Origin of the sequence: Paenibacillus sp. sptzw28 (genome assembly GCF_019550795.1) — a bacterium.
Classification (GTDB): Bacteria; Bacillota; Bacilli; order Paenibacillales; family Paenibacillaceae; genus Paenibacillus_Z.
On record NZ_CP080545.1, the window covers coordinates 5,999,219 to 6,023,284 of the forward strand.

A 24,066-nucleotide genomic window follows, 5' to 3' on the forward strand; every position below is an offset into this window, starting at 1 on the left:
AACTGATTACTTCTTATCAATCGCCGCTGCGAAAATGCCGAAGCTGCCAGTCATAAAGACGATGGTGCCGCTTTGCTTATCGTATCTCGCTCCGCGTATCGTCCTCATTCCCGTATCATCCAAGCGGTACACGATGATTGTACTCGTTTCTTCTCCCTGTTCCAACGTATAAGGGATTTTCACCTGTACCGCTTTGTCGACGGTTAGGCTGTTCACATCATTCCCGTCTATACGGAGGCCGATGTCATAGACCTTGCTGCCGCCAATCTCTTGCTCCACATCTGCAGGGAACGCTGAGCCGTCAACCAATGAAACGGTAAGCTCAAGCATTTCCGTGTTCGGTCCGACCTTGCCTTCGAGCGATTCCTTCGAGAAACTCACAATCGCCTGGCCGGTATCCACAATTAACTTGTCGATCATTGCTCCCGCCGTTGTCCGGAACGGTGCCGCAGGAACGGCAACTTTGACGTTATCGCCTTGACCGCCTGCAACCACTTGAATCGTAACCGTTTGATCAACGACGGTTTTAATCGCTTGTTCCAGAGCTTGCGCCGTAATTGCAGCGACCTCTGCCCCGCTGATTGGCAATGTCTCCACAATAATCCTGCCGTTCGTAACGGTCACCGGTGAAATGATCCGGATGGTCTTCTCTCCCTTGACTCCGGATCCGTCATTGGCTGAAGCCACTACCTTCACATCGCCCGCTGCCACCGCGTGGAGTAAACCGCCGGAATCAATGGTGGCGATATTCGTCGCCGTTCCATCCGGACTCACTACGGACCATGTCACTGATTGTTCATTAGCTTCCTCAGGCTGAACGGCCGCGTGCATCTGCAGCGTATCTCCGATTGTAATACCGGTCAGATTGTCCGCCGCCGTTACTTGAATCGCCGATACCGGTAGTATAGGCTCATTCACATAGTAGATGCTCGGCGCAGCCGGAGCCGTCATGCCCGCTCCGAGATGGAAGCCCGGATGAGGCGGTTGATTATAGCCGACGTTCTGCCAGGCTGCCGACAAGCGGTAGTTCGGGTCATGCATCAGAGTCCTGATCCGGTAATCGGTTGGCGCCGTCGTCGTGTAGATGCGCAGCTCGGAGCTGTCAGACGCCTTCCACATCACTTCTTCGCGCCAATCGCCGAACAGGTCGGCCTGAATGGCCGGTGTCGATTTCGTTCCGTTATTTGAGGTGCTGCCCGCTGCCGTAAACAGGTTGTTCGTCGTCTGATTCTCGTAATCCCATTTGTCGACCCGGTTGGAATCGAGCAGCTCCCGCAGCAGGTCGCCGTCCCACCAAATGCCGAAGTTCGTCGACGATGGAATCGTTTGGCTGATCAGATCGCCCTTTATGCTGTACAGTCCGGTGATCGGGATGTGCTGCTCGTTCGTAATCGTGGCCGACCATACCTCTTCTCCCGGATACTGCGGATCAATATCCGCCGACATGCCGCGTCCGGTGTCCTTTCCCGTATAAACGCCCCAAAGAATTTCGCCGGTTTCCGCGTCATGCACTTCCAGTCCGTATGGAGAGTTCGTATTCTCATGGACACCGAACACCTCCAGACCTGGCCTTGTCGGATCCAGATCGCCGAAATGCTGCGCGTCTCCATGGCCGAGCCCTGTCGTATAGAGTCCCGTCCCGTCGTCATCGATCGTCATCGCGCCGAAATTGATCTCATCCTTGCCGTCACCGTCCACATCGCCGACATTCAGGGCGTGGTTCCCTTGCCCGGTGTAACCTGATTGACCACTGTCGTTCGTATCGAAACGCCATACCTTGGTCAGTTGGCCGTCGCGCCAGTTGTAGGCGGCCAGCACGGTTCTCGTATAGTAGCCGCGCGACATAATCAGGCTTGGACGTTCACCGTCGAGATACGCGATTCCAGCCAGGAACCGGTCAACCCGGTTGCCGTAACCGTCTCCCCATGCGGCTACGTCGCCGCGTGGCGGATCGTAATCGGTCGTCGCCAGCGCCCTGCCTGTCGCCCCTTCGAATATCGTCAAATATTCAGGGCCTTGCAAAATATAACCGGAGCTGTTTCGGTGATCTGCATCGGCTTTGCCGATAACATTGCCGATTCCGTCAACGGTGCCGTCGGCCGTCTTGAAAGCGACCTCAGCCTTGCCGTCGCCGTCCAGGTCATAGACCATAAACTGCGTATAGTGAGCGCCTGCCCGAATATTCCGACCGAGGTTGATTCTCCACAACTTCGTGCCGTCCATTTTATAGGCATCCATATAAACGATTCCCGTGTACCCCGCCTGCGAATTATCCTTGGAGATCGATGGCGACCAGAGCATCACGATTTCGTAAGTGCCGTCCCCATCCAGATCCCCAACGCTCGCGTCTCCCGCGGAATAGGTATATGGCTGACCGTCTTTAGTCAGGTCGTCGGCCGGCTTCTGAAGCGGTACTGCCAGGTAATTGTTCTGCCACACTGAAACCTCACGGGATACCGGCTGCTCAATACCGTTATACACCTTATAGAGCCGGTATTTGGACTGAGCCTCTCCCGATGTGTCTACAAAATTGGTGCTTCCCGTAATCGGCTGGCTGTTCAGCTTCGTTCCATCCCTGTAGATGTTGAATGCAATGCCGTCAGGATCGAGCCCCAGCATCCTCCACCCGACATAAACGCCCGCATCCGACTTCACCGCCACTAAGGCGCGGTCGATATATTCCATCTGTCTTTTCAAGACGGTAACGGCTTCGGTTACGAGACTTTCCGACTGCCCGGATACGCCTCCGAGCCCGACTGCCGCCACCTTGTAGTAGAACGGAATCGTCGTCAGCACAGAAGTGTCGGAGAAGGACGTCTCCCGCGATTTGCCGATCAGCTGGAAAGGACCTCCGGCTTTCTTCGCCCGGTAAATGTTATACAGTCCTGCTTCAGGCACGGCATCCCAGGCAAACGTCACTTCGTTCTTGCCAATAGACGTCAGAGTGAGATTAATCGGCACTGAAGGGACCGGCTGCGACGGATCCGTCATGGATACTACGAGCGGGAGCGACATAACAGATTCAAGTCCCGCATTATCGACACTTGATACCGTATACGTATAATCCAAGCCGATATCGGCAGTTGTATCAATGTAAGCCGCTTCCGGCACGCTGCCGAGCAGCTCCGCGCTGCCTGCGCCTTCTACCTGCCGATAAATCCGGTACACCGCCGCTTCCTCTACCGGCGTCCAGGAAATCTGAGCCGAGGGATGCTCCGGATCGAGCGTGATACCGTCAAGCTTCAAATTGGACGGCGCCTGAAGAATTGCCGTGATTTCGAGCCCGTTGACAATCGAATTGACGCTCGCGCTGCTATTGCCGAAGTTGAAATTCAGCTGCCCGTCCTTCACCTCTATCGGATTGAAGACCTTCTCGACTGTCGAGCCTCTGCCTGAGCTGACAATTCCGTAGTCTTTGCCCTCGATGACAACAGCCGTCCTGGCAGACCCTGTCGACAGCATTTCGCCGATAATTGTCTTCACCGAGTAAATCCCGTTCGGAAGATCGACTTTAAATTCAAAGCCGCCGCCGCGCAATATAAAATCCCTCTGCAGATCATTACCGATGGCTCGGTCGCGGCCGGCCATCCCATCAAGCGAGGTGAGACCGTATCCAAGCTCCGGCGAATAAAGCGTTTTTGTCGTAACGGCCGTATAGCCTTCAGCGACAGGACTTGTCGGAAGCCCGAAATCATATTTCATTGACGCTTCCTTCGTCTTGATCAGGAGCTCATCCGAGAGCTCGGATTCGCCGCGGCCGTTGACCGCCGACACGCGGACGTTATACTCCTTGCCGTCCAGCATACCGCCGATGCTGGAAGTCGGGACGGTTGCCGTACCGATCAATGCATAATCGGCATCCGTTGACAGCTTCCGGTATATCCGGTAGATCTCCGCTCCTTCCACAGCGTTCCACTTCAGCACGGCCGTGGCGTTGCTGATGCTGCTCGCTGTAAGTCCTGCGGGTTTGGCCGGTACTTGCGAAGGAGGCTCGATATCCAGGACCGAAGCGGAAATCGGAAGTCCCAGATTCTTGATTCCTCCGGACAGCAGGCGGGCGATTTGAATCGCGCCATACTCCTGGAAATGCGTATTGTCCTGAACGCCGTTCGGGAACGCCTGATATATACCCGGTTCGACGTACAGGAACACGGCTTGGGTCGCAGCCGGGCCGATCGAATCGTAATAAGCTACGCTGAGCGCGCTAAGATCGACGAGCGCCACATCCAGCTCTGCGGCGACTTCCTTCATCCCGGCCACATAGTCCGCGAAGCTGACGTTAAATTTGCCGGTATCCGCGTTAAAGTCGCGGCGTCCCATCGGCGTCACCAGTATCGGAGTCGCTCCGCGCTGACGGGCGCCGATAACGTAAGTTTTCAAATAATTCTTATAATCCGGAACGGATGCGTATCGTTCCGGGACGCTGATCGTCGCGTCGTTATGGCCGAACTGGACGAGGAAATAGTCTCCCGGCTTGATCGCTCGCAGAATCGTATCCAGCCGTCCCTGGACAATGAACGATTTGGAGCTTCTTCCGCCTATCGATTGGTTGCTGAACGCAACATCCGAGGAGAAATACCGCGGAATCATCTGCCCCCACCCGGCTTGCGGGCGCCAATACTCATCATACGTCTGCACCGTGGAGTCGCCGGCGATATAGACAGTCGGCATTTCGCCAGACTGGCGCTCCGGCAGCTTAGTAATGACGATCGCGTTGATCTTGGGAGCGCTGCCCGCGAAATCAAGCCTCAATTGGCCGTCGACCAATGCGATGTCGAAGGACATTTCCAAATATTCGCCGGCCGCTTTCGTTGTCGGATTCACTTTCTGTATCGTTTCAGCTGTGATTGCGATATCTGTCGCGGCATTCTCGTCGCCGGCTATGATCGCTATGTTATAATCGCCGATCGGCAGATCCACCATAAAATAAGTGTCGGCCGGCACACTGAAATCGCTCTTCAGCGGATCGCCAGTATTGCGGTCGACCGAGCCGACCTTGGAAGGATCGGCAAAGCCGTATTTCAATTCGGGCGAATAGGCTGTTGTAGAGGCTACACGGATATAGCCGTCGGCTACTGCGCCGGGACCGAAGTCAAGCTTGTACGCAGGACCCTCCGGAAGCGGATCCGCTGCATAATAGACAGAGCTTGCCGCCACATTCGACGGTTCGGACATACCGAAGTCGTTATACGCACGCACCTGATAATACTGAGGAACCGACGTATCCGCCGTCGTATCCGTATATAGTGCTGTCTCGGTACGGCCGATCTCGTTATAAATACCGTCCTGCGTGCCGGAGCGCAATACGGCATAACCCGCTGCACCCGGCGATGCCGCCCACTGCAGGCTGACCGCCTGGCTTTCAACCTTGGTAACCGCGACTTGCGTCGGCGCTGCCGGCGGAGTCGCCGGGGCGTTCACTTCGGCAGTTACCGCTTCGCTGAGGGCAGATTCCAAGCCTCCTGCATTGACCGCGGATACCTTGTACCCGTAGCTGCTGCCCGTTGTGACGCTCGAATCGGTATATACCGTTCCCGTAACCGTTGCGATTTTACCGTATGAATCTATGCGCGAAGGCGAGCGGTACAGGTTATAATATACCGCATCCGTAACGGTGTTCCACTGAAGGGTGACATCGCTGGCCGTCACCCCCGTTACCGACAAGCCGGCCGGAGAGGACGGAGGAACGTGCACCACTTGCCGGATATTAAGGCCGTTGAGATAGCCGCCGACTCCGCTTCCGCTGAATGCGAGCGTCATCTGACCGTCGCTTACCACGGTGCGGTATGTTGCGCTCGTCACAGCCTGGCGGCTGCTGATCGATCCTTTCGCTTCGCCCTCGATCGTTACGTTCGTCCTCGTGCTGGACGTACCGGCAAGTATATCCCCGGAATAAACCGTTACGTCATATTCTCCATTTGGAATATCCACCATGAATGTGTAGGCAAGCCCTAATATAAAATCGGCGTTCATGTCGTCGTACGTCGTCCCCGTCCGGTAACGGGAAGCGACCTTCACATCAAGGCCGTAGCCCAGCTGCGGCGTATACAACAGCTCCTCGTTCACACCTTTATAACCTTGCAGTACCGGGCTTGTCTTTGTGCCGAAATCGAAATTAAGCGTTAGCGGCTCTGCATCCGCCCGTACAAGCCCAAGCGCCCCGGGTGGAAAAACGGACAAGCACAACATCAGAATGGCGAGCATGATCGATAACGATCGTTTGGTTTTTTTTTGCATATTACGGATAGACCTCACTCTCTCATAACAATTAGTAGATGCCTTTGTTGCCCATTAACTACGGACAGACAGCCGAAGCGGCGGATTTAAATAAGGCTCCTCCTCTCCTTTCAGGAAGGGATCATTTTTCGCCCGTTTTAAAGCGCTTTCAAACCAGATAATACCCTTATCTCTCTTTCTTTTACAGGTAAAATACCGAGATGTTTGTTTAAAAATCCGAGTTGGAGGAGATGATCGAAATTGGGCTTCGGCTTAAGCTTTCAAACCATAATAAAAAGGAGCTGCACGAAGCAGCTCCTTCACTCTCGTTCTCCCGAAGTTATAAAGACCGGGCAAGCCGGAGGTGAGCTTTATTTGATGGTCGCCTGCACATAATTTAAAAACCGATTTACCGCCGGTGACAGGTAGCGCCCCCGCTTTAGTATAAGTCCGATTTCACAAAAGCTGCCTTCATCTTTGATTGGCAGCCATTTCAAGCCCTCCAGCAGCAAACCATTAGTCTTGGGCAGCAACGATATTCCGAGCCCGGCAGCTACAAAGCCGGCTACGGTCATCAAATCTTCCGCTTCGTAAGCGGTGGTTGGAATGAAACCAGCCTTATTAAAACATGTCTCGAGCGACGTTTTCAGTCCACAGTGATATTTCACTTCAATGAAGGGCTCGTCTTGCAATTCCATTAGGCTGATCTCCTCCTGCTGCGCCAAACGATGCGTACCCGGGACTACCGCAAATAATGGAACGGTCCTCAATGGTATCCAATCATACGCATCGGACTCCAGCCTGGCGGATGAGATCATTAGATCGCAAAGACCCTCTTCCATTTGCCCGCTGATCAAGGTGTGATTTCCTTGTATTAATTGAAAACGGATTTTCGGGTTGTCAAGATGAAAACCGCGGATGAGTTTCGGTATGAGCTCAGCGCCAAGTATATTTAAATAAGCGATAACGACACAACCCGACTCCGGATTGGACCATTCTTCAAGTGACTGTTTGCCCATATTAAGCTCATATAGAGCCCTTTTAACAGATTCCGTAAACATTTGCCCATAGCGAGTCAGGATAATATTTCGGCCGCTTCTTTCAAATAACGGAACACCTAGTTCATCCTCCAGCTTGGAGATCGAATGACTCAAAGCCGGTTGTGTAATCGCAAGCTCTTCAGATGCCTTCGTCACATGCTGCAGCCGGGCTACGGTCAGAAAATAGTCCAGTTGTGTAAGTTCCACGCTATTATCGCCCCATCCATAAATTTAAATCATGGTTATGATTATTATAATAAATTAGACGTTATGAGTTATCAACGATAAACTGACTTCATATAAGAAAAGGAGATGATTAACATGAAAGCAGCAATGGGCGTCGAAACGATAGAAATAGAAACTAATTTTAGAGGAAGACCTGAATTGTATCACCCTACACTCATCTGGGATAAGGATGGAGCGGTCTTAATAGACGCAGGGATCCCAGGCCAACTGCCGGTTTTGAAAGAAGCTATGACAAGATTAGGCATCCCCTTTGAAAAGCTCAGTAAAATTATCATTACCCATCAAGATTTGGACCATATTGGAGGTTTACCGGAGATTTTGAATGCATTCACGCATAAGGTCGAGGTTCTGGCTGCCGCAGAAGAGAAGCCTTTTATCGAGGGAAGTCAAAAACAGCTTAAAATAACACCCGAATTCATAAATGAAATCAGTTCTTCGATCCCTCCTCAATTACCTGAAGACAGACGCAAGGCTATCCTTGATTTTTTTGAAAATCCTCCAAAAGCTAATGTAGATCGAATTATTGGTGACGAAGAAGAGCTTCCTATGTTCGGTGGTTTCACGGTGATTAGTACCCCAGGTCATACGCCGGGACATATCAGTCTTTACCATAATCAAAGTAAGACTCTCATTGCAGGAGATGCATTAATGATTGAAAATGGACGTTTGGTGGAGTCATACAACTGTACAGATGATGCTTTGGCTAGAGAGTCATTGAAAAAGTTCTTAGCTTACGATATTGACAACTTGATTTGTTATCATGGCGGTATTCTTAAGGATAATGTTAATCAAAGGGTCTTGGATTTAATAAATAGCTAGTCCTTTCTCTCCTTTCGCAAATCTGATAATAGACCTGAAGCAGATGACTGCAGGTCTATTATTGCGCTGTGGGCACTTTTCTCTAATCTCCTTAACGTTCTTCAATCAAAGATACGGCCGTCTTGATATAAGTGTAAAGGTTACTGTCCATACCATGGGCAGCCGCGTCTTCCGGATTCTCGCCGTAATAACGCTCTGCCGCCTGAACAAAGGCTGCATCCGCTGGGGCGTAAGCATCCATTTGCGCCTTCCAGCGTCTTGCCAACTCGGCAACATCCGGATCATCCGGCGGCTTTCCCCCAGTTAGACAGCTGCGAAATTCGGCTATCAGAATCTGTCCTTCCGCATTGATCTCCTCCAGCTTCTTAAGCCCGGTCCGTTTGCTCCGCCTTTCCAGCTCATCAGCAAGTCCCTTCGAAAAATGGGGGCTTTGCATCATTCTTATCATTTGCATCACGAGCATAAACTGTTCGCCGGATATCGGCTGACCCGAGTGCAGCCAATCAAGTATGTTCTGTGTACGATCTTTCAGTTCCACCAGTATGCCGATTTGCTCGTTCAAGCGCGAAAGCTGCAGCTTCAATATCTCCTCCGGACAGAAAGAAGGGCTATGAATCATCGCTTTGATTTCCTCTAGAGCAAAGCCCAATTGCTTCAGCGACAATATGTGATGGAGCTTCACTACGTCGGCATCCGTATACAAACGATGCCCGGATTCGGTCATCCGGGATGGGGATAACAATCCAATCCGGTCATAGTGATGGAGCGTTCGAACTGTTGTACCCGTACGTTTGGCGAGCTCCCCCACCTTCCAACAACCGCTCATGATGTTTTCTCCTCCGAAGGCGTTATTAAGTGTTGAACCTGACGTTACGTCAGGAGTTATACTGAATTCCATCCCGGGAAACACACAAATTTATAAAGAAAGCAGGAAAGGAAGATCATGTACGAAGAAAATTATTTGGTCAAAGCCCTGGCTTATCGTAGTCAGGCCCGGCTTTTATTTGCTGAAAATACGGAACTCGTCAGGACGGCATGCAATCTGCGTCCTCGTCCAATGTACCCGGTGCTGAGAGTCGCATTGAGCAGGACCGTCTCTGCTGCGAGCCTGCTAACCGGAATTTTGAAGGACAATCAACGAGTCAGTTTGAAAATAAAAACAAGCCACCCGGATTACAAAATCTTCGCGGATGCCGATTCTTGGGGCAATGTGCGCGGGTATATCAGCGATGAATTATTGAACGCGCCTCAGGAGTATCTGCGACATATCTCGCTCGAGAAAATGATAGGCCCTAGAGGAAGCTTGCAAATTACGAAGGATATCGGTATGGGCGGCACGTTTACCGGTATCACCGATATGCCATATGGAAATATCGTCGACGACCTGTCGTATTATTTTCAGCAAAGCGAGCAAACGCCCACCTTCTTTTCTTTATCTATCGAAATGGATCATTCGGGAAGTATCGTTCGAAGCCGCGGCGTCATGGCTCAACTGCTTCCGGGGGGACCCATCGAGCTCATTGACCGTATCAAACACGATTTGCTATTCTCGAATTTCGAAGACATGCAAGCCGTGGGCAAGGAGCCCGTTCGATTGTTCTGCGGCTGCTCCAAGGACATGCTTACTCCAATGCTGCGTGCCTTGGACAAGAGAGAGCTAACGGATGCGTACGCAGAAGGCCGGTCGATCGAAATCGTCTGCCATGTCTGCGGGAAGAGCTATCAGTTTCAACCGGATGAAATTGCAGGCATATCCGGAATACAGTGATAGTAGCGGGCGGAGACCGGAGAGCTATATTAGCGATCCGGTCTCTGATCGGTTCCCGCTGTTAATATCCCATATATTTTAACACAAGCTAGGTTTGTGAAAATAAGGTGTTTAACAATTTAAGGAACTTAACTGCTTTTAATTGCAGAATATATCAAGTGATTGTTGAAAAATTGCTGACTGTATATGTCAGTAATAATTGTGTACACTTTGATCAGGAGACGATTCAAGTGGTTAAGAAATCGATGAGACCGGCAACTCGCCAATAAAACAACAAAGGATGGTGGATATGAACAAATTCGCAATGTATGGAAAATTAACAGCTCACCCAGGCCAGAGAGATGCTCTTGTAAAAATGATGCTGGAGGCGGCCGATCAGTTGGATTCTATGGAAGGCTGCGAATTGTATATCATCAATGTATCGGAAGACGATCCGGATGTCATATGGGTGACGGAGCTATGGTCAGATGCAGAAGCGCATGCCGAATCCCTTAAAAATGAGAATGTATTGCAATTGATTCAGCGCTGCAGACCGTTAATTGCAGGCGTGGAGCCGATAAAGGTGCGTCCGGTCGGGGGCAAAGGGATCTGAAGTTAAATAAGGGCAATAGAAGGGGCTGCTCTCACTTTGGAGAAGCTCCTTTTTTTACACAACTTTCTTAGTGTCCGTGAATTTTATCCATTCCGTTACAACTTCGGTAAGCTTTGCTCTCTTAGACTCTACGTCAAGCCTATCCGTTAATTTTATAATCGCTCTGTCGGCGGTTACCCAACCCAGCAAACCTGAAGTGTCTTCAAACAAAGGTTTATTCATTGCATGATCTTTAACCTTGGCTCCACAATGAAAAACAAGACGAAAAAATCCTTTTCCTTGTAAATTGAAGGTTATACGATCTTCATTATTGAAACAGAAGCTCGGCGCATTCCACTTAATATGTTCAGTAATGGAATCATTCGCGCTTAAAATGATTTTTCGAACTTCCTCGATTTCTTCCTTCAAGGGATGCTCCAGATCATTTAGAAATTCCAATACTTGTTGACGACCGGACTTCGTTGATTTCTTGCCGGAAGTTTCCGGCGTCTTCTCATTTGCAGCCATGATGAATATTCTTCCCCTTAAATACAGTTATATTAAGTACACACCTCTTTATAAATGAAATTTCTCCTGGTTTGCTCTTATTTACATCATACTGCAGCATATCTTCCGATAGTTCGAGAAGCTGCGGGCCTATTGATTGTTGTGCTAAAAGAATAAAATCACGGACAAGCCTTCAAACCAAAAACGGCCGCCGCCGGTTAACCCTGCGACAGCCGCTTCCTTCCGTTCACTGACAGTGAATATTCACGGAGTTATATAAAAGGTCTCCGGTCCAGTACAAGCTGCAGCGGCTTCCCGGTCCGGACGAGCTCCGGCAGCGTCTGCTGGATAACCGCCAATCCGCTTATCGCGCCGCACAGTGTATGCAGATCTTCAAACGGCTCCGCCGATTCTTCGCCCAGCCTCGAGATATAACGGATAAACGGTGCGGCCGTTTCCCGGATAACCTCAAGCCCTTCCTCATACCGGTGGGCCGTCTGCTTCATACAGCTGCTTAGCGTATACACCCAATCGATTTCCATGAATGAGAGCGCTTCGCCGCTGTGATTCCAGCCGCCATCACGGTACAATCCTATGCAGGTATCGAGTATCGTCTCGGGATAACGGATCGGTTTATTCCGGTAAGCCAGGTTGAACAGATAGTGAAAGCTGCCTGCAATATGATGAAACAGCGGAGCGCCCTTCAGCTGCGATGAGGCGGTCGGCACGCAGCCTTTTCTCCATAAACCCGTCAGCGGATCCGCTTCGTCCCATAACCAGTCATAATACCACTCTTCCCATTCCCGGGACACTAAGCCGGATAATACCATACAGGCGTAAATGCCTGAACCCTTCTGCGAGTCTCCCCACGGCTCATTCACCCAGTCCAGCTGGTCCAGCAGAGCGATCAAATTCTCTTTCTCGCGAAAGGCTTCTATTTTCCTAAGCGCGTAAACCGGTTTGGCGTCAAGAAGCTCCAATGCCGATATCGCAAATGCCGCACTATGCAGCTCGTGGTGATGAAGCCCATAGAACATTCCCGTTTCCGGGTCCTGAAATCCCTGAAGCGCCGCCTTCAGTGTCTCCTTCTCACCGGAATCAACCGGCAGATCGCCCAGTGTGTACAAAATATTCACCGCGTCGGCAGTTCCGTATACATCCGGCGGTTCTGCCGCCTTGTTCGCATTGTGCAGAAAACGGGAGTACACGCCGCCGGACTGGCTGCTTTGGTGGGCAGCGAGAGTGCCTCTTACACATTCGATGAAAGGACCGATATCCGTCATTCCTAGGATCCTCCTTCTTCTCCGCTCTACTTCAGGATGGCATCGATCCGGCGCAGTTCTTCGTCGGTGAACTCCAGCATATTCAGAGCACCCACCGCATCGTCGATCTGACTTACTTTGCTCGCCCCGATCAATGCGGAAGTGACTCTGCCGCGACGCAGCACCCATGCCAAAGCCATCTGGGACAGCTTCTGCCCCCGCTGCAGTGCAAGCTCGTTCAGCTGCCGCACCTTGGACAGCTTCTCCTCGTTAATTTCCTCGGGACGGAGGAATACACTTGGGCCGGCAGCGCGCGAATCCGGCGTAATGCCATTTAAATAGCGGTCCGTCAAAATTCCTTTATTCAAAGGCGAGAAGACAATCGAGCCGATCCCTTCCTCATCCAGAACATCCTGCAGTCCGTCCTCGATCCAACGCGACATCATCGAATAGTTCGGCTGATGGATCAGGCATGGCGTTCCGAGCTGCTTCAGGATGCGGGACGCCTCGCGGGTTTCTTCCGGACGGTAATTGGAAATGCCGACATATAGCGCCTTCCCTTGACGTACGATGAGATCAAGTGCGGCCATCGTTTCCTCCAGCGGCGTGTTCGGATCCGGGCGGTGATGATAATAAATATCCACATAATCAAGCTGAAGCCGTTTCAGGCTTTGATCCAGACTGGCGATCAAGTTCTTCCTCGAGCCCCATTCCCCGTAAGGTCCCGGCCACATGTAATAACCGGCTTTGGTGGAGATGATCATTTCATCGCGATAGGGTGTGAAGTCATCCTTCATGATTTTCGCGAAGGTTTCTTCCGCCGAACCGGCGGGCGGACCGTAATTGTTAGCCAGGTCAAAATGGGTAATGCCAAGGTCGAACGCTCTCCTCAGCATCGCTCTGCCATTCTCAAGAACGTCGCCGCCTCCAAAATTATGCCACAGGCCGAGGGAAATCGCAGGCAGCTTCAACCCGCTCTTGCCACAGCGATTATATATCATATTGTCATATCTTTCTGAGCTTGCAGTATAAGGCATTTCTAATTCCTCCTCTTGATTTATATATTCATTGTAACGGAGGGATTAAGACAAGCCCATATCAATAAGGATGATATTTATGGAATAATGTCGTTATTATCGGAGTTCTGCCGAGAAATGTTTAGGGGATATACCTTTAACCTTCTTAAACATCCGCGAGAAGAGCAAAGCGTCCTGATAACCGACGGACCGCGCCACTTCCCCCACGGTATAGCAGCCCTTCGCAAGAAGCTCGGAAGCCTTCTCCATCCGGTAATTCAGGAGATACTGCTGGGGCGGGACGGATAAAGCTTCTTTGAATATCGCCGATAAATACTTGCGGTCGAGTCCGAGGGAAGCGGCCAACTGCCGTACCGAAATATTTTCGCTGTAATGGGCGTGGAAATATTCCATGCATTGGTGTACATACATGTCCGGCTTCTTGGGGCTTAATCGCCCGTTCTCAGATGCCGGAACCGCTTCCACTAAAGCGCATAGAAAATCATACATAATCGCTTTGAAACGGAAATCCCGATTGCCTTTGCGATCCAGCGCTTCCGTTAATTGATCGTACGTGCCCGGCATTGCCTTCAAATCCATCGGGAAGACCGGATTCTCGGGTGAGAGCCTCGTCCGGGACAGCGCCGCCGCAACCTCGGTACCGTAGAAAGCGATCCAGGAATAAGTCCACGGGTGTTCCCCGTCCGCTTCATAGTAAGTGACGACATGAGGGTAGATGAGAAAGGCTTGTCCGGGAGACAACGAATATGTCCGCTCCCCGATACGCAGAATACCTCTGCCTTTGTGGATAAAATGCACCTTATACAAATCGCGTACGCCCGGCCCTACAGCATGGCCTGGAACGCAATCCTCCTTACCCCAGTACTGCAGATACAAGTCCGGGTCATCCCGTAACGGCCTTTCCGTGTTATATTTGAAAATAGCCACGTCGTTTCCCCTCCCCATCTACTCTACTGCGATGCATCTCCGAGGCTCATGTCCAGCCCCAGAAGAAGCCATCCCTCTCCCATGCCGCTTTCCCGCCGTGAAGCTTTTTGAATGCTTTCTTAACTTCTTTGGAGATTGATTCATTGCCATTATCATTTACATAGACGAATGCTTCTCCGTAATTACTCTTGATGTACCGAACAGCATCGCTTTGATATAAAATGCCCGTCGATTTCAATTCATTCAACATCCACTCGGCTACTTCCTGTGCTGAAATATCGATTTATAATCACTCCTGTTATTGAACTGGGCGGAATGCCCCCGCTCTGTATCATTTAAATGTTAACATACGCCATTGCAAACACAAGCCCTGACCTCATGGGCCAGGGCTGTCTTCTTGATTATTGAGTAACTTTGATCACTTAGAGCGGTCTCTTACGCAAACCTTGTCCACGACTTCAACGTTTGCCGCACGTCCGCTCCGTCCACAATCATCTTATGTATATCTTCGTTGATTAACTGGCGGGAGGTGTTCCACTTCTCGCTGATGTAGAAGCCGCTCGCCTGCACGGAATCAAGCTCCTTCAAATAGCGCTTCCACAGGCGGTGCCCGCTCATGCCGCTTTGTTCCGCCAGCGTGCGGGTAATCGGCAGCGTTCTGGGCTGCCTGAAGCTCTCCGGCTGATCCAGTATGAAGTGCCTCAGAAACGCCCACGCAAGCTCGGGATGCTTCGCCTTCGTCGTAACGCCGCTGGCCCCCATATAGATCATGTTGGCCTCTTCACCGCCCGGCATGCCTGGCAGCCCGACGACGCCATACTGGTCGCCGAGTCCATTCGCTTCCAATCCGCCGGTAAACCACGTAAAACCAAACACCAGCGCAAAGCCCTGATGCAGATCGCCGGCTTCCGAGGGCTCTCCCGGCTTCCGTGTCACTTGATGCTCACGGTACATCTCGATCACCTTTCGAAACGCCTCAACAGTTTCGCCGCTGTCGATGTACCCCCGCGCCGTCGAACCGTCCGGTGATAAATAACGCCCGCCGTTCCGCATAATGAATGGCTCGTAATTCTCGATATCCGGCCCGGTGGCAAAGCCAAACTGCGTTGCGACACCGGCTTCGTTACGAAGCGTCAGCTTGCGTGCCATGGCCATCATGTCATCCCATGTCCAATCTTCCGTCGGATAGGGAATGCCTGCCTCATCCAGCATCTGCTTCTTGTACAGAATTAGAGGCACCGACACGTCGACCGGCAGCCCCGGAAGCGTACCGTCCTTGGTCGCCACACGCATAACGCCAGGGTTCAAATCGGCTTCCAATCCCGGGGTCTCCTTTACAAGCGGCAATAAATCGATGAACACGCCTTTCTGATTAAACAACCACCAGCCGCCCGAATCCATAATGTCCGGCGGTTCCGTTTGGAATACCCGCATCGATTCAAAATTATCGGCCGCCTGCTCAACGACGATTTCCACGTCCGGATGCGCCGCTTCGAAGGTCTCTTTCGCCTTCATGAGATGACCCGTATGCTCGAATTGAGTCAAATACCGCAATTGTGTTTTACTCATTTATTTCTCCTCCTGGTCCCATAAGTTTAACGCATTTTCCAAATAGCCGACTCCGGCTGTTTCGAACTCTTTGGCCTTCTCCAGAAGCAGCGCACACTCGGCGAGAGTCTCCGGAGGAAGTGCTGTGGAACTCCTGATGAAGGGCACTTTTTGGCTTAGCGTTTGCAGCGCTTCCGCCGCCTGCAAATACGCTTCCGCAGCAAGCAGCACCAGACGCATCGGTTCTCCTTTCAGCGGTACCGTCCTCAAGTATTCCGCCGCATACCGCCTCGCTTCGGCATATACGGCAGCCAAATGCCCCATTCCGTACCTGTTCGGGAGAACAGAGGGGTTGTTCATGAATCCGATCCAGCGGTCATATGCGGCGAGTCCCGAGGTATAAGACAAATAGACGGTCATGGGCTTATAATCGCAGCCCGTACGGGCATACTTCACGGCGAAGCGCAGCTGCCGAAGCGCCGTCTCCACCTCTCGCGGCTTCTTGTACGCAAGCCCGTTGTCTTTCCCGCCGTCGATTCCCGCCATAAAGCGCAGCGGGTTCTCCACAAGGTCATCATAGGACAGCGTCTTCCCCTCCGGGCGCATGAGGTCAGTTACATAGACCTCTCTCTTCACATCGTCATAGCCGTAGATGAGCGCCCATTCGTGGACATGCGGCTGCGTCGCGAGCGTATCGAAATACAGCACGGGCTTTCCCAGCTCCACATACCTGCGGATGAATGGGAGCACCGCTTCCTCGATCGGCAGTACGACGGGAAAACGCTCCGCCGCGGCTAGCAGCGGGACCGGCGCTTCGGAGAGCTGGCCGCAGATCATGGTAACCTCATAACCGAGCTCCTCCATGAACGTACGAAGGGTTTCCCGCCAGTCAAAGATGAAGATGCCATCTGCGAATGTCGTCCGGTTGGAGATCTTCAAACGAAAGGCAAATCCCGACAGTCCCATTAATTCACTCATCGGTCTTTCATCGCCGATCGCTGCAAGCATGTGGCCGATTCGATCGACGAAGGTGGTCAAAGCTGCCTTCGCCGGCGGCCACTCGGGCATGGTAACCATTCTCGCCTGATTCATTCCCGCTCCTCCTTTCTCGCTTGGAAGACCAAGCAGGACGCGGACGTGAGCTTTGCGAAGCTTGCGCCGGGACCGGTGGAGGTAGGTATAGACGGACCCTGTGGTCGTGTGGTACAGGGCGGCAATCTCATCCGGTGTCAGCTGCCGAAAGAAATGCGCCTCGAATATCCCCCGCTCCTTGCGGTTCAGGCAGTGCAGCAGAGCATGGATCGTCTCGTACAGCTCCTTCCGTATCAGCAGCTCCGCCGGGTCGGTCTCATGAGCCGCCGACATTGCGGCCGCCTTGGTCAGATGGGTCAAAATGCTGTCCAGGTTCTCCCAATCCACATTACCGGAACCTTCAAAGTCCCGCTCCCCCCATCCGCCAATCGGACGCTCCCGCCGGAACGGACCTCCGCGGCGCAGCTTCATATTTGCCTGATTCTGCACAATCCGGTGCAGCCAAGGCAGGAACCGGCTTGTATTCGCCAGCGAACCGACATGGAGAAACGCCTTGACGAGAGCTTCCTGGACAACGTCGTCGGCCAGATGGGGGTCGCGCGTCAAATTTTCCGCCCAGCGCCGGGCGCGGGCTCTGTGCGAATGAATCAGCTCTCCGAACGCTTCGGTGTCTCCAAGCTTCGCCCGTTCCGCGAGCTCGCGGTCCCGCAGGCTCCGTTCCTCCTGACCCGGCATCGCAACGACATTCGCTTGCCCTGATCCTTCCACACCTACTCACCCATCCTTCCACAGCGCCTGAGTTCTGCTCTTTTCGGCCTTCCAATAGACTGGATGCCATCCGCAGCTATTCTTTGAACAACTTTTTACAGGAAAGTTTGAATATCTGGCATTTAATATCATTTTAAATCGTGTGTTGTTATTCTGAATGGCCGTAACAAGGCGCAAGCTGCAAGCAGGGCAATACTCTTAAACGTCTAACATGGGTTATGCCAGGCTTGCAATAGAAAAAGGAGAGCACGGCCAATGCTCTCCCCGCACAACACTTGGCTAGGGAGCTCCTCCGAGTTAACCCGGCAAATACTCCTCGCCCTGGCTCGAACGCACATCCCGTTCCTCTCATCAGTGAGGGTCGGGATGTTCTTGTCGCTCCGTGCGTCAGTGTTCCGTTATCGCCGCCAGAATGGCGTTGTTGATAAGGTCGGCGTACATATTTTTAAAAGGTCTGTCGTGGTTGAGCTCGATTCATATAGACATGTACGGTCTCATAGACCGGATCAACGCACAGAAATGGTCCTGCCGCCCCCCAATGCGAGAAGGCGGAAGGGCTGAACAGGTCACCTCCGTCTCGCTTGTCACCGTTAATCGACCAACCATAACCCCAGTAAGCTTCCGGAAAATATTCATCCCGATACGAAGAAGAAATACCCGGAATCTGGTTCTTCACCATCTCGCTCACGGCAGCCGGACCAAGCAGCCGGCTTCTATTATATTCACCGCGATTCAGAAAGAGCTGTCCGAACTTCGCCAAATCCAGCGCGGTCGAGATTGCGCCTCCTGCGGGGGATTCTGATTGAAGGAACGATTCATTCGCAAGCCATTCCGCGCATGGTGCATCGGATGGCCGCCGCACAAGACGATAACGCTCCGACGACGGAACGATGAAATAAGTGCTGTCCATACCGAGCGGCTCGAACAGCCGCGTCCGGGCAAATTCGGTATACGTCATGCCGCTGGTCCGGGAAATGACTTCGCCGAGGAGTTCAAAGCCATACCCGCAATAGGCCATGGCCTGACCCGGCGGACGGCAGATAGGGGAATCATAACTAAGCTGCATGAAATCGGCATCGGAACGTTTATCATCGCTTAAACCGGGCATCAGTGCCCTTTTGCGTTCTACATGCTCATGTGTGCTTTCGTTAGTAAGCCCTGAGGTATGGGTTAGCAGGTGATGGATGCGGATCTCCCGCTTACCGTCACCGGTAAATTCGGGTATGTAATCGCATACCGGACGATTCAGACCGACCAGGCCGTCCTCGACAAGCATCATAATGCAAGCGGCTGTAAATACCTTGGTGATAGAGCAAATGGGGAATAATGATTCAAGCGTGAGCGGAGGCGCTTCGGCTTCCGGGCCCGATACTCCATAAGCTTTGTGAAGGACCATTGTTCCTCTGCGCGCGGCGGCAATGACCTGCGCCGGTGAAATACCTTCCCTGAGCAGCCGCTCGGCCGTTCGTTCGACGATTTGAAGCCGATTCGAAGACATGCCGACTTCTTCCGGTTGACCGTAATGGAATGACACGGAAATCCCCCTTTTACGATGGTTTCTTATCCATTTTATAGGAAGTTAATAGAATTGGAAATATATTAGTTTGGACATTTAGACCCCCGCCGTACTTACGGATACCCGGTAAACAAACGCTATCATTTATGAATATTAACAGATTTACGTCTAAGCTAACGAGGTCGTCATACGGACTGCTGCAAGTATAAGTTCCAATCGGAATAGATACAATACGAGTGAAAATACATCCGTACATCGACCCGAGGAGGTTAACGATATGTCCCAATCCGAAGACAAAGTGATTGAAGAAAAGAAGCGAGGCGAGAAAGCAAGTTGGGAACTGCCGGAGACTACGGCTAATAGCTCGCCTTCCGAAGCAGCAGATGATCAAGTGCCGACTAATTACGAAAACACCTTGCCCAGCTACAACGACCCGGCAGGCTTCGAGGTTAAACGCACTCCCGGCAGGCTAGGTTAAACGGACCTCACGAAAATGAATCCTTCCGTATCATGAAAGTGGCTGGAACCGGGGATACCACCCCGATTATTCTTCATATGTAACTAAAGAACTAAAATATCGGGATAACCGTTTCTTTTAACTATTTTGTAACCTTCTAATCATTCATTCGGTCTACAATGACCTTATTAAACGATTAGGAGGCTAAAATAATATGGAAAACAAACAAGTTACCCATTACATGGAAAACAGTAATAGCCAGAAACATTCGAAGCAGCGCATCAAACATGCTTTACTGTCAGCGCCTCTGGCGGCTGCCCTGCTCCTTGGAGCCGCATCCGTTCCGGGCACGGCTGCAGCAGCAGCCGTTCACACAACACACATCGTGAAACAGCAGCTTCAATTAAAAACAATGAAGATTATCGTAGACGGCAAAACGCTCAATGTCCCTACCGGTTATATCGACGGTGAAACGTTCGTTGGATTGCGCTTTTTAAGCGGTCATTTGGGTATGACGACGAAGTGGGACTCGAAGACGGGGAATATAACGGTGAGCAAATCAGGGAAATCGATCGAAATGAAAAATAAAAGCAGCGATTATATGGTCGACGGTCTTCGAGTTAACGGGAAGGCGCCAATGATTATTAAGAGCGCAACCTATTTACCGCTTCGTTTTCTGCTGGATGAAACTGGATTCACCACCGGTTTCGATGCGAAGTCGAAAGTAATAACGGTTAACCCCGCTGCTGAAAATCACTTGAAGATCGTGAAGGAAATCGTTAAGGAGAGTAAAGGCAACTCCCTTCTCTCCGTTCAATATGCCAAGCTGGAAGACCTTAAGAATGCGGACGTTCAAGCGAAAATCAACGCAATTCTTAAGGCCGACAGTGAACGGTATGTAAAGGAAGGCCGTAAATTGATATCCGAATCAGGGAGCAAAGCATACGCCAAGTACGAAGTGAACGTTTGGGTTACGTACAACCGTAATAACAAGTTGAGTCTTTACACCAAAATATATTCCGATGGCGGGGGAGCACACGGCTCGTATACGGCCGATTCGCACACGTTCGACCTTGGTACGGGCAAAGAGCTGACCCTTAAAGAAGCGTTCGGCGGCAAACCTGACTATATCCAGATCATCAATGCCGGAATCAAGAAGCAAATTAAGGAAAAGAGCTTTATTCTTGATGCTCCGTTCAAAACAATTCAAGCCGATCAGAAGTTCTTCCTTCGCGGAAATTCTGTTGTTATATATATGGATAATACGCCAACGGCCGAAGGTATTGTGGAATTCACGATTCCGATATCGTAGATTGCAAGGTGGCAGTTTTGGTAAATACCTGTGCCCTGCTGCACAGCGCTGATAATAAAATGAAGCCTCCAGCTCCAGCTTTCACAGTGGTTTTGGAGGCTTCTTCAGTGCCACTCTCATTGCAATAGGATTTAGTTTGTTTTCTCCGGTTGATAGGAAAGGATGCTCACACCGGTAGAGGTAGATTTAGCGCTTCCTATTTCCGAAGTGGCCAGATAAAAAAGAGCGAGGTTTGCGTATGTGGCATATTTCTCGCGAGTGAAATCCCATTCATCAACAGCCGATTTATTAAAAGCTAGGCTGCGGACTTAATTCTTGCATGGCTGAAAAGTGAGCCACCAGCACAGGCCAGCTATGAATCACAAATTAATTAAGAACAGAAAAAGGGGTTGGTTTACTCCATCACTCAACCCGCAGATTATCGAGTCCTTAAATGCTTTCTTGCTCAAGCCAGGGTCTCACTATTCTAAAGGGAAACGTGGAGTTAACGGAAACGAGAGCTCAATGAAGCTGCCGCGGGATCGATAGGCAGCTTCACTACGTTCAACGGGCAGACCAGCGTAACGCTCAACTTTTTTGTGGTAAAATTATGTGGAATTGAAAACGGAAAGTGAGGGCTCTCTATGAGGAAGGCAATAACTAGCGTCCTTAACTATGCTTCAAGACGCAATCAAGAATTGCCCAGATAGCTTGTGGGATGATCAAGAGTACGAGAACAAGTATTGGCATATTGTTTATCACACATTATTCTTTACAGATCTTTACCTGAGTCCTGCAGTAAACATGTTTAAACCTTGGGAAAAAGCCAGAAACGAATATCAATTTATGGGACCAGTTCCATGGCCCCCACACTATACACCGAAGATTGAACACAGCTATACAAAGGTAGAACTTATGGAGTATCTTGAAAAGATTAAGGCAGAGGCACCAAATCAAATAACTCAAGATGATTTAAATGCGGATTCAGGGTTTGATTGGTTACCCTTTAACAGAATGGAATTATACTTACATATGATAAGACATGCCCAGCATCATACAGGACAACTTGTTGAAAGATTGAGGAATTCTGGTGTTAAACGTAACAGATGGATAGTTGGGAAAGATCGAAATAATGATTGAAACCAAACGATTGGGTCAATCCCATAGGCAACCATGGCTGGCCCAAGATAACGAATCCTTTCCGAAATGGCATCGCAAATGAAGCATCGACCGCTAACGTGCAGATTTCGCTAATAATGATTTCTAATCAACGCACCTTAATCCCTTGATTTTTGTGAACACATCGATAAGCTGCTAAACCTAAACTAGGTCCTGACTACACGTCGATAGAGTAGGTAAACAGGAGGATTGAAGATGATGGAAACAGAATTAACACGCAAGCTGAAAATTAAATATCCGATTATTCAAGCACCGATGGCAGGCGGCCCCACGACTCCAGACTTAGTGGCTTCAGTTTCAAACGCCGGGGGGCTGGGAAGCCTGGGGGCAGGTTACTTAAATCCGGAACAAATCCGCAGCGCAATCCGGGAGATCAGACAACGAACAGATCGTCCGTTTGGCGTGAATTTATTCGTACCCGAGCAATCGAGTACATCGGAAGAAACAATCGCCGGTATGAACGACTATCTTAATAAATATCGTGCGGAGCTAAGCATTGCTCCAGACCCATCGATCCCGAAGTTTACAGAGTCGTTCGAGGAGCAGGTGCAAATATTGCTGGAAGAAAATGTCCCGGTATTTAGTTTCACCTTCGGTATACCGCCTCTGGACGTAATACAAGCCATGAAACAGCTTGGGACCGTCGTCATTGGCACGGCAACGACGGTCGAGGAAGCCAGACAGCTGCAAGCCGCCGGAGTAGATGCGATTGTGGCTCAGGGAAGCGAAGCAGGAGGACACCGTGGAACGTTCTTAAAAAGCACTACCGACGCACTCATCGGTACTATGGCTCTCGTTCCTCAAATTGTAGATCATGTTTCGGTCCCGGTTGTCGCATCGGGCGGCATCATGGATGGACGTGGGCTTATTGCGAGCCTCGCATTAGGGGCTTCTGCAGTACAGATGGGCACTGCTTTTTTGGCGAGCCCTGAGAGCGGTGCCCATGAAGCGCATAAACGGAAAATCATTGCGTCAAACGAAGACTCCACCGAAATCACGAATGCATATTCGGGCAAAGCCGCGCGTGGCATTCTCACGAATTTCATGAACGACATGCGTCTTTATCCGGGAACCATTCCCGCCTACCCGATTCAGAACGTAATGACGAGAGACATTCGCCAGGCGGCAGCCAAAGCGAATAACCCGGAGTATATGTCGCTCTGGGCGGGACAGGGTCTTAGGTTAGCCAAAGATCACGCTGCTGCTGATATCGTGCAACAGACCATAGAACAGGCTTTTGTTCTTGTTAAAAGCTTTAGCAGCCTTGATGTTGTAGAGGACTGAGTAGCCGATGTTGATCTTGTCGACCGAATGCTTAGAGGTATTTTTTTCTATCAGTTGATTTTGTCTAGCCTGCGATTTAAACTTCATAGTAGAGCGTCCTCCTAGATGGGATTTTAAGGGCTATGACCCGTTGCGTACTCCCATCGCACCGAGGCGCTCGTTTTTTTTACAAAGCGGAAATTTCCCGCTGTACAGGAATGCTAACGGGTAACGATAGTCCTGATAGAAAGTGACAACAACTTCGGTAGACGAGAAAGGATAAGTTGAGCCAAACACTCGAACAGCTACAAAAACAGTTTGAAGATCACACTATACTTAAAGCTGTGGTTGGCGACGCTATCATTGGTTCCGTAAGGGCGAATTACGCAGACGGTACATGCTACATAGGCAAGCTCATGGTTAATCAAAAGCAGCAAATAAAGGAATAGGCAAAATGTTAATGAATGCAATTGAAGGGAATTTTCCGAAAGCCCGTTATGAATTGTTACTGGTAGTAAAAGTGCAAAGAATATCGCCATATATGAAAAATTAGGATATAAAGCTTTTAAAGAACGTTTGATTACCCCTGATTTCAGACTTTTCTATCTTGAAAGAATTC

The 24,066-nt window shown here is 50.7% G+C and carries 18 protein-coding genes; 7 read left to right on the forward strand and 11 right to left on the reverse strand.

Features of this window, described 5'->3' with window-relative positions:
* Window positions 1-6: 6 nt before the first annotated feature.
* Window positions 7-6,237, reverse strand: a complete 6,231-nt coding sequence (locus KZ483_RS28975) for a rhamnogalacturonan lyase family protein (RefSeq protein ID WP_309568620.1) — start codon at window positions 6,235-6,237, stop codon at window positions 7-9.
* Window positions 6,238-6,587: 350 nt separating this feature from the next.
* Window positions 6,588-7,463, reverse strand: a complete 876-nt coding sequence (locus tag KZ483_RS27860) for a LysR family transcriptional regulator (RefSeq protein WP_220350723.1) — start codon at window positions 7,461-7,463, stop codon at window positions 6,588-6,590.
* 114 nt (window positions 7,464-7,577) lie between these two features.
* On the opposite strand from KZ483_RS27860, the gene KZ483_RS27865 reads away from it, so the two are divergent.
* Window positions 7,578-8,321, forward strand: a complete 744-nt coding sequence (locus tag KZ483_RS27865) for an MBL fold metallo-hydrolase (protein WP_220350724.1) — start codon at window positions 7,578-7,580, stop codon at window positions 8,319-8,321.
* Between the two features lie 91 nt (window positions 8,322-8,412).
* On the opposite strand, the gene KZ483_RS27870 is transcribed toward KZ483_RS27865, so the two are convergent.
* Window positions 8,413-9,147: a MerR family transcriptional regulator gene (locus KZ483_RS27870; RefSeq protein WP_220350725.1), complete on the reverse strand. Its 735-nt coding sequence runs from the start codon at window positions 9,145-9,147 to the stop codon at window positions 8,413-8,415.
* 117 nt (window positions 9,148-9,264) lie between these two features.
* On the opposite strand from KZ483_RS27870, the gene KZ483_RS27875 reads away from it, so the two are divergent.
* Both KZ483_RS27875 and KZ483_RS27880 read left to right on the forward strand, forming a co-directional pair.
* On the forward strand, window positions 9,265-10,089 hold the full coding sequence (locus tag KZ483_RS27875; protein WP_220350726.1) for an Hsp33 family molecular chaperone HslO: 825 nt from the start codon (window positions 9,265-9,267) through the stop codon (window positions 10,087-10,089).
* A 289-nt stretch (window positions 10,090-10,378) separates the two neighbouring features.
* A complete protein-coding gene (locus KZ483_RS27880; protein ID WP_220350727.1) occupies window positions 10,379-10,681 on the forward strand; it encodes a putative quinol monooxygenase in 303 nt (100 codons plus the stop codon).
* Between the two features lie 54 nt (window positions 10,682-10,735).
* On the opposite strand, the gene KZ483_RS27885 is transcribed toward KZ483_RS27880, so the two are convergent.
* The 8 genes from KZ483_RS27885 to KZ483_RS27920 all read right to left on the reverse strand — a co-directional run bounded on the left by KZ483_RS27885 (window position 10,736) and on the right by KZ483_RS27920 (window position 19,275).
* Window positions 10,736-11,188, reverse strand: a complete 453-nt coding sequence (locus KZ483_RS27885) for a DUF1801 domain-containing protein (protein ID WP_220350728.1) — start codon at window positions 11,186-11,188, stop codon at window positions 10,736-10,738.
* A gap of 251 nt (window positions 11,189-11,439) precedes the next feature.
* The gene (locus tag KZ483_RS27890; RefSeq protein WP_220350729.1) at window positions 11,440-12,450 is read right to left on the reverse strand and encodes a hypothetical protein; all 1,011 of its coding nucleotides are present in this window, start codon (window positions 12,448-12,450) and stop codon (window positions 11,440-11,442) included.
* Window positions 12,451-12,476: 26 nt separating this feature from the next.
* Window positions 12,477-13,466: an aldo/keto reductase gene (locus KZ483_RS27895; RefSeq protein WP_220350730.1), complete on the reverse strand. Its 990-nt coding sequence runs from the start codon at window positions 13,464-13,466 to the stop codon at window positions 12,477-12,479.
* 96 nt (window positions 13,467-13,562) lie between these two features.
* On the reverse strand, window positions 13,563-14,393 hold the full coding sequence (locus tag KZ483_RS27900; protein ID WP_258881468.1) for an AraC family transcriptional regulator: 831 nt from the start codon (window positions 14,391-14,393) through the stop codon (window positions 13,563-13,565).
* Between the two features lie 46 nt (window positions 14,394-14,439).
* Window positions 14,440-14,676: a DUF6953 family protein gene (locus KZ483_RS27905; protein WP_220353739.1), complete on the reverse strand. Its 237-nt coding sequence runs from the start codon at window positions 14,674-14,676 to the stop codon at window positions 14,440-14,442.
* Between the two features lie 152 nt (window positions 14,677-14,828).
* The gene (locus tag KZ483_RS27910) at window positions 14,829-15,962 is read right to left on the reverse strand and encodes an extracellular solute-binding protein (protein ID WP_220350732.1); all 1,134 of its coding nucleotides are present in this window, start codon (window positions 15,960-15,962) and stop codon (window positions 14,829-14,831) included.
* Window positions 15,963-17,741 (reverse strand): RNA polymerase sigma factor, encoded by a 1,779-nt coding sequence (locus KZ483_RS27915; protein ID WP_220350733.1) that lies wholly within the window; start codon window positions 17,739-17,741, stop codon window positions 15,963-15,965.
* Between the two features lie 445 nt (window positions 17,742-18,186).
* Window positions 18,187-19,275, reverse strand: coding sequence for a serine hydrolase domain-containing protein (locus tag KZ483_RS27920; RefSeq protein ID WP_220350734.1), 1,089 nt, complete (start codon window positions 19,273-19,275; stop codon window positions 18,187-18,189).
* A 259-nt stretch (window positions 19,276-19,534) separates the two neighbouring features.
* On the opposite strand from KZ483_RS27920, the gene KZ483_RS27925 reads away from it, so the two are divergent.
* The 4 genes from KZ483_RS27925 (at window position 19,535) to KZ483_RS27940 (ending at window position 23,468) form a co-directional block, all read left to right on the forward strand.
* A complete protein-coding gene (locus KZ483_RS27925; protein WP_220350735.1) occupies window positions 19,535-19,735 on the forward strand; it encodes a hypothetical protein in 201 nt (66 codons plus the stop codon).
* 193 nt (window positions 19,736-19,928) lie between these two features.
* Window positions 19,929-21,026: a stalk domain-containing protein gene (locus KZ483_RS27930; protein ID WP_220350736.1), complete on the forward strand. Its 1,098-nt coding sequence runs from the start codon at window positions 19,929-19,931 to the stop codon at window positions 21,024-21,026.
* A 654-nt stretch (window positions 21,027-21,680) separates the two neighbouring features.
* Window positions 21,681-22,145: a DinB family protein gene (locus KZ483_RS27935; RefSeq protein ID WP_220350737.1), complete on the forward strand. Its 465-nt coding sequence runs from the start codon at window positions 21,681-21,683 to the stop codon at window positions 22,143-22,145.
* A 234-nt stretch (window positions 22,146-22,379) separates the two neighbouring features.
* Window positions 22,380-23,468 carry an NAD(P)H-dependent flavin oxidoreductase gene (locus KZ483_RS27940; RefSeq protein WP_220350738.1) on the forward strand — a complete coding sequence of 363 codons (1,089 nt, stop codon included), beginning with the start codon at window positions 22,380-22,382 and terminating at the stop codon, window positions 23,466-23,468.
* The last annotated feature ends 598 nt before the right edge of the window (window positions 23,469-24,066 follow it).